Source organism: Cupriavidus sp. UYPR2.512 (genome assembly GCF_000379565.1).
GTDB lineage: Bacteria > Pseudomonadota > Gammaproteobacteria > Burkholderiales > Burkholderiaceae > Cupriavidus.
Genome location: NZ_KB902918.1, coordinates 1 through 6,083, shown reverse-complemented (window position 1 = coordinate 6,083; position 6,083 = coordinate 1). Strand labels below are relative to the sequence as shown.

Below are 6,083 nucleotides of genomic sequence, written 5' to 3'. Positions count from 1 at the left end.
CGGAGTCTATGAAGCCGGACGGACAGTCACTCGTTGCGTCCGTGCTTCACTGAACATCGAGTACGACTCAACCTTGCCTGCGTGGAACTACAGCATCCGCTCACGGAACGCCGCATAGCGGGAAGTTATTTCGAGCACGTTCCTAAGTGGGTAGCTGTTCAGCAGGTGTTCAAAATTCAAAGTCTCTGCAGAGTTGGCTCCCAAGCCTGGCCAGGTCCACGCCGGCGGGGCATTTCTCATTCAAGGGTATCCAGATGCTGCCAATTCGCGTATATTGCGCCCCGCGGGGTGGAGCAGTTGGCAGCTCGTCGGGCTCATAACCCGAAGGTCGCAGGTTCAAGTCCTGCCCCCGCAACCAGATCCGAAAGCCCGCCCGGTTCGCGCCGCGCGGGCTTTTTGTATTGGCGAACTGGTCGAAGAGATACATTGTCGTGAGCCGGTATCTAAGCGCTGCGCCGGGCGGCGGACGCGAATCTGCTGGAATGCAATCAATTGTCACTTTTGGCGATTTGTAGCATTTGGGTGATTCCCGCCGCAAGAGAGATGGCTTAAAGTACCGGGGCCTTTATCGGCACATCCGAGCCACTCACCAAGAACAACATCATGAAAGCATCTCTCTCGCTCGCTTCCTGCGCCGTCGCGGCGGCACTGCTGGCCGGCTGTTCCGGCGGCATGCCCACCAATGTCGACGGCATGCTGAGCGCCGGCACCTCGCTGGCCAAGGCCGCCACGCTGTCCGACGCCGACGTCAAGAGCTTGTCCGACCAGGCCTGCGCCGAGTCGGACAAGACCAACAAGATCGCAGCTGCCAATACCACCTATAGCAAGCGCCTGGTCAAGATCATGGGCGGCCTGAAGAACAGTGACGTGCCCAACGTCAACGCCAAGGTCTACATGACCAAGGACGTCAACGCCTGGGCCATGGCCAACGGCTGCGTGCGGGTCTACAGCGGCCTGATGGACATGATGACCGACGACGAAGTGCGCGGCGTGCTGGGCCATGAACTGGGCCACGTGGCGCTGGGCCACACCAAGAAGGCCATGCAGGTTGCGTACACCGCCACGGCCGCACGCGGCGCGGCGGCAGCTGCCGGCAACGGCGCGGTGGCGGCGCTGTCGCAGTCGCAACTGGGCGAACTGGGCGAGAAGCTGATCAACGCGCAGTTCTCGCAGTCGCAGGAAAGCGCGGCGGATGACTATTCCTTTGACCTGCTGACCAAGAACAAGGCCAGCACGCGTGGCCTGGTGACGGCATTCCAGAAACTGGCCAAGCTCGACGGCGGCAAGTCCAGCATGTTCTCGTCGCACCCGGGCTCGGAAGACCGCGCCAGGCATATCGAGCAGCGCATCAGCAAGGCTTCATAAGCGGCCTGCGCAAGCAAAAGACCGCCTGCACCGGTATGCCGGTGCGGGCGGTCTTGCTTTGTTGGCGCTGCGCGCCGGGGGTCAGCGGTAGACGATCACCGGGATGTCGGTATGCGTCAGCACCTTCTGCGTCTCGCTGCCCAGCAGCAGGCCGGACAGCCCGCGCCGGCCATGAGATGCCATGAAGATCACGTCGCAGCCATGGCGCTCGGCCGCGTCGATGATGCCCAGGTAGGGCACCGCAAAGGTCGACATATCTGCGTCAAAGGTTACGCCTGCCGCCGTGGCCAGGTTCTCGACCTCTTTCAGATATAGCTTGGCCTGGTTCTCGATGCGGTCCTTGAAGGCCTGCGGGGCCTCGACCACGATTTCGCTGAACGGCGTGTAGGGGTACTCCTCCAGGCAGACATAGGCCGTGATGCGCGCGCCGATGGCCTTGGCGAGCTCCAGCCCGCCGTTGATGGCCTTCCTGGAGAGTTCCGAGCCGTCGGTGGGTAGCAGGATATGTTGGAACATGCGGGGCTCCTTTTCTGACTAGGGGATCGGGGCAGGGCAGCCAGCTGGCATCGGCGGCACCTGTCACGAATCCATTGTAGTCAGTGTGCCGAGAAGGGCATTGCGCGGAATCAATTGCAATGAAAGGGTCTCAGCACACCGGCAGGGCCCCGTCCTTCAGCCTACCTCCGCAACCGGCATGGCCGCGGCCTGTTCGGCCCGGCGCCAGTAGGACGGGTTGCCGTAGGTGTTCTTGAGGTGGTCGATAAACAGCCGCACCCGCAGCGGCAGGTGCTTGCGCTGCGGAAACACCGCGTGGATGCCGATCGGCGGCGCCTGGAACTCATCCAGCACCGTCACCAGCCTCCCGCTGGCGATCTCGCTGCCCACCTCCCACCAGGAACGCCACGCCAGACCGTTGCCTTGCAGGCACCACTCATGCAGTACCGCGCCGTCGCTGCATTCCATGGTGCCGCCCACCTTGACCGTGACCGCGCGGCCTTCCTCCTGGAACACCCAGCCGCGCTGCACATTAGCGCTGGCACCAAAGGCGAGGCAGTTGTGGCGCTGCAGGTCTTCCGGCGCCCTGGGGCGCCCGGCGCGCGCCAGGTACTCGGGCGAGGCCACCACCACGCGGCGCGTCTCGGCCAGCCGGATCGATACCAGGCTGGAGTCGGGCAGGTCGCCCAGGCGGATGGCGCAGTCGAAGCCTTCATTGACCAGGTCGACCACGCGGTCAGACAGGTCCAGCGTGATCGAAACGTCCGGGTGCGACTCAATGAACAGCGGCACCAGCGGCGCCACGTGCTTGCGGCCATAGCCCGCCGGCGCGGTCACGCGCAGGTGCCCGCTGGCCTTGACCCCGCCGGCCGAGACGCTGGCCTCGGCATTGTGCAGGTCGTTCAGGATGCGCTGGCAGTCTTCCAGGAAGGCAGAGCCTTCAAAGGTCAGGCTGATCTTGCGCGTGGTCCGTACCAGCAGCTTGACACCCAGGCGCTCCTCCAGCGCGTCGATGCGCCGCCCGATGATGGCCGGGGCCACGCCTTCAGCCGCCGCCGCCGCGGAAAGGCTGCCGCGCGACGCGACGGATACAAAGGTCTCCAGTTGTTTGAAATGATCCACAAATGTTTGCCTGATGTGCCTGCGGTGTGCCGGCATGGTCACGCAATCGGTGGCGTTGCGTCCATATGGCCGGCAGTGAGAAGGATTTGGTGCGGAGTTTTGCTTTAGCCGGCCAAGATTAGTTGCGTAAAAGTAAAAGATCAAGTGACCCGCGACCACTTTGCCGCACTGCAGCGTCTCCCTACAATTCGATGCATTCAATGGTGTACAGAGCCACGCAGCTGTGGTCTGCTCATCCATCCACCCAGTCGCCCGTACCGTTGCAGGTTGCCCAGGCCCTCATGAACAAGATCCGCGCAGTCGTCTTCGATGCCTATGGCACGCTGTTCGACGTGTATTCCGTCACCGCGCGCGCGGAACAGCTGTTCCCGGGCCGCGGCGAGGCGCTGGCGCTGCTGTGGCGGGACCGGCAGATCGACTACACGCGCATACGCACCATGGCCGCCCCCGATGGCTCGCGCTACAAGCCGTTCTGGGCGATCACCGTGGACGCGCTGCGTTACGCCGCCGAGCGCCTGAACCTGACGCTGGACGAAGCCGCCGAAGCGCAGCTGCTCAAGGAATATGCGTGCCTGTCTGCGTTCCCGGAGAACCTGGGTGCGCTCAAGCGCCTGCGCCGCGCCGGGCTGCCGCTGGGCATACTGTCCAACGGCAATGCCGAGATGCTGGACATCTCGGTCAAGAGCGCCGGCATGCATGGCCTGTTCGACCACGTGTTGTCGGTGGACGCCGTGCGCCAGTACAAGACCGCGCCGGCCGCCTACGCGCTGGGGCCGCAAGCCTTCAGCCTGCCCGCGGAAGAGATGCTCTTTGTCTCGTCCAACGGCTGGGACGCCTGCGGTGCCACCTGGTACGGCTACACCACGTTCTGGATCAACCGTGCCGGCCATCCGGCGGAGCGGCTCGACGTAGCCCCCTCCGGCACCGGGCACGACATGAGCGACCTGCTGGAATTCGTCCGCGCCCGTGGCGTGGCGGTGTAGCAGCCCCCAAATAACCAAGCCTATCGTTTACAGGAGAACACTGATGGCTATCACGCTGCCCGCGGGCATGAAGATTACCGGCGAGATCCTGCCGGCCTACGAAGATATCCTCACGCCGGAAGCCCTGGCCCTGGTAGACAAGCTGCACCGCGCCTTTGAACCGCGCCGTCAGGAACTGCTGGCCGCGCGCGTGGCACGCGCCAAGCGCCTGGACGCCGGTGAGCTCCCCGACTTCCTGCCGGAAACCAAGAGCATCCGTGAGGGCGACTGGAAAGTTGCCCCGATCCCCCAGGCCCTGGAATGCCGCCGCGTGGAAATCACCGGCCCGGTCGAGGCCAAGATGGTCATCAACGCCTTCAACTCGGGCGCTGACAGCTACATGACCGACTTCGAGGATTCCAACACCCCCAACTGGCACAACCAGCTGCAGGGCCAGGTCAACCTGAAGGCCGCCGTGCGCCGCACGCTGACCCTGGAATCCAAGGGCAAGCAATACAAGCTGAACGACAAGATCGCCACGCTGCAAGTGCGTCCGCGCGGCTGGCACCTGGACGAGAAGCACGTCACCATCGACGGCAAGCGCATCTCGGGCGGCATCTTCGACTTCGCGCTGTTCCTGGTCCACAATGCCAAGGAGCAGATCGCCCGCGGCGCCGGCCCGTTCTTCTACCTGCCCAAGATGGAAAGCCATCTGGAAGCGCGCCTGTGGAACGACATCTTCGTGATGGCGCAGAACGAAATCGGCCTGCCGCAAGGCACCATCAAGGCCACCGTGCTGATCGAAACGATCCTGGCGGCGTTCGAGATGGACGAAATCCTGTATGAACTGCGCGAGCACAGCGCTGGCCTGAACGCCGGCCGCTGGGACTACATCTTCTCGTGCATCAAGAAGTTCAAGAACGACAAGGACTTCTGCCTGGCCGACCGCGCCAAGGTCACCATGACCGCGCCGTTCATGCGCGCCTACGCGCTGCTGCTGCTCAAGACCTGCCACCACCGTGGCGCGCCCGCCATGGGCGGCATGAGCGCGCTGATCCCGATCAAGAACGATCCGGAGAAGAACGCCATCGCCATGGAAGGCATCATCAGCGACAAGCGCCGCGACGCCACCGACGGCTACGACGGCGGCTGGGTTGCCCACCCGGGCCTGGTTGAGCCGGCCATGAAGGAATTCGTGGCAGTGCTGGGCGACAAGCCGAACCAGTTCGGCAAGCAACGCCCGGATGTGCAAGTGAAGGGCGCCGACCTGCTCGACTTCAAGCCGGAAACGCCGATCACCGAGCACGGCCTGCGCATGAACATCAACGTCGGCATCCACTACCTGGGCGCCTGGCTGGATGGTAACGGCTGCGTGCCGATCCACAATCTGATGGAAGATGCCGCTACCGCCGAGATCTCGCGCTCGCAGGTGTGGCAGTGGATCCGTTCGCCGAAGGGCAAGCTGGAAGACGGCACCAAGGTGACGGCTGAGCTGGTGCGCAAGCTGATCCCGGAAGAGCTGGCCAAGGTGAAGGAACTGGTTGGTGGCGAAACCAAGACGTATGACCGGGCTGCCGAGATTTTCGAGCAGATGTCTACGTCGGAGGATTTTGCCGAGTTCCTGACGCTGCCGCTGTATGAGGAAGTTTGAGCGGGTAGGGCGCTTGTAGGATGAGAAAACCGCAGCTTTGGCTGCGGTTTTTTCTTTTGGGAGTCTCGCCAGGACGTCAGTATGGCCGTAGCCTTGCCGCGCGAGCGGTTTAGTGTACGCCCGTGAGAGCGTGCGATCTGCGGGGTGCAAGTCCCTGCCGGAGTTGGCCACAGCTCCGTAGCTGAAGGTAACTGCGTCGTCGCGAGGCGGGGTGGGGAGTAACCGGAAGCGAACTGTCGGTCCGTAGGTTAACGAACCTGTTTCGGCGGGGTATGGCGGCGAGCCTGCACTAAAGTGGCGAAGCCTGGAAGCAACACAGCACGCTGTNGTGGCGGATAAAGCGGTGCGGTGGCGTACCACGTGGTTGAGGACGGAACGATAGGACGGTAGCACGAAGCAAGCGGGGAGACCTGCCGGCGAGGTGAACGCTGGCAGGAGTCAGAGTCCCGATAGTACTGCACACGGACGAGTAAAGCCGTGGAGACCTG

Annotated in this window: 5 protein-coding genes and 1 tRNA gene; 4 read left to right on the top strand and 2 right to left on the bottom strand. The window is 63.4% G+C overall.

The genetic code is table 11. The features are described 5' to 3' along the window. Window positions 1–282: 282 nt before the first annotated feature. A tRNA-Met gene (locus A3A5_RS0110790) sits at window positions 283–358 on the top strand. A 245-nt stretch (window positions 359–603) separates the two neighbouring features. Continuing rightward, a complete protein-coding gene (locus A3A5_RS0110785) occupies window positions 604–1,365 on the top strand; it encodes a M48 family metalloprotease (RefSeq protein ID WP_026200655.1) in 762 nt (253 codons plus the stop codon). A gap of 81 nt (window positions 1,366–1,446) precedes the next feature. Here A3A5_RS0110785 and A3A5_RS0110780 read toward each other — a convergent pair whose 3' ends face one another. Both A3A5_RS0110780 and A3A5_RS0110775 read right to left on the bottom strand, forming a co-directional pair. Beyond that, on the bottom strand, window positions 1,447–1,881 hold the full coding sequence (locus A3A5_RS0110780) for a universal stress protein (RefSeq protein ID WP_018310588.1): 435 nt from the start codon (window positions 1,879–1,881) through the stop codon (window positions 1,447–1,449). Window positions 1,882–2,037: 156 nt separating this feature from the next. Beyond that, window positions 2,038–3,126, bottom strand: a complete 1,089-nt coding sequence (locus A3A5_RS0110775; protein ID WP_369797768.1) for a LysR substrate-binding domain-containing protein — start codon at window positions 3,124–3,126, stop codon at window positions 2,038–2,040. A 137-nt stretch (window positions 3,127–3,263) separates the two neighbouring features. On the opposite strand from A3A5_RS0110775, the gene A3A5_RS0110770 reads away from it, so the two are divergent. Beyond that, entirely contained in the window at window positions 3,264–3,965 is a 702-nt protein-coding gene (locus tag A3A5_RS0110770) for a haloacid dehalogenase type II (protein ID WP_018310586.1), read from the top strand. Window positions 3,966–4,008: 43 nt separating this feature from the next. Continuing rightward, the gene (aceB, locus tag A3A5_RS0110765; RefSeq protein WP_018310585.1) at window positions 4,009–5,595 is read left to right on the top strand and encodes a malate synthase A; all 1,587 of its coding nucleotides are present in this window, start codon (window positions 4,009–4,011) and stop codon (window positions 5,593–5,595) included. The last annotated feature ends 488 nt before the right edge of the window (window positions 5,596–6,083 follow it).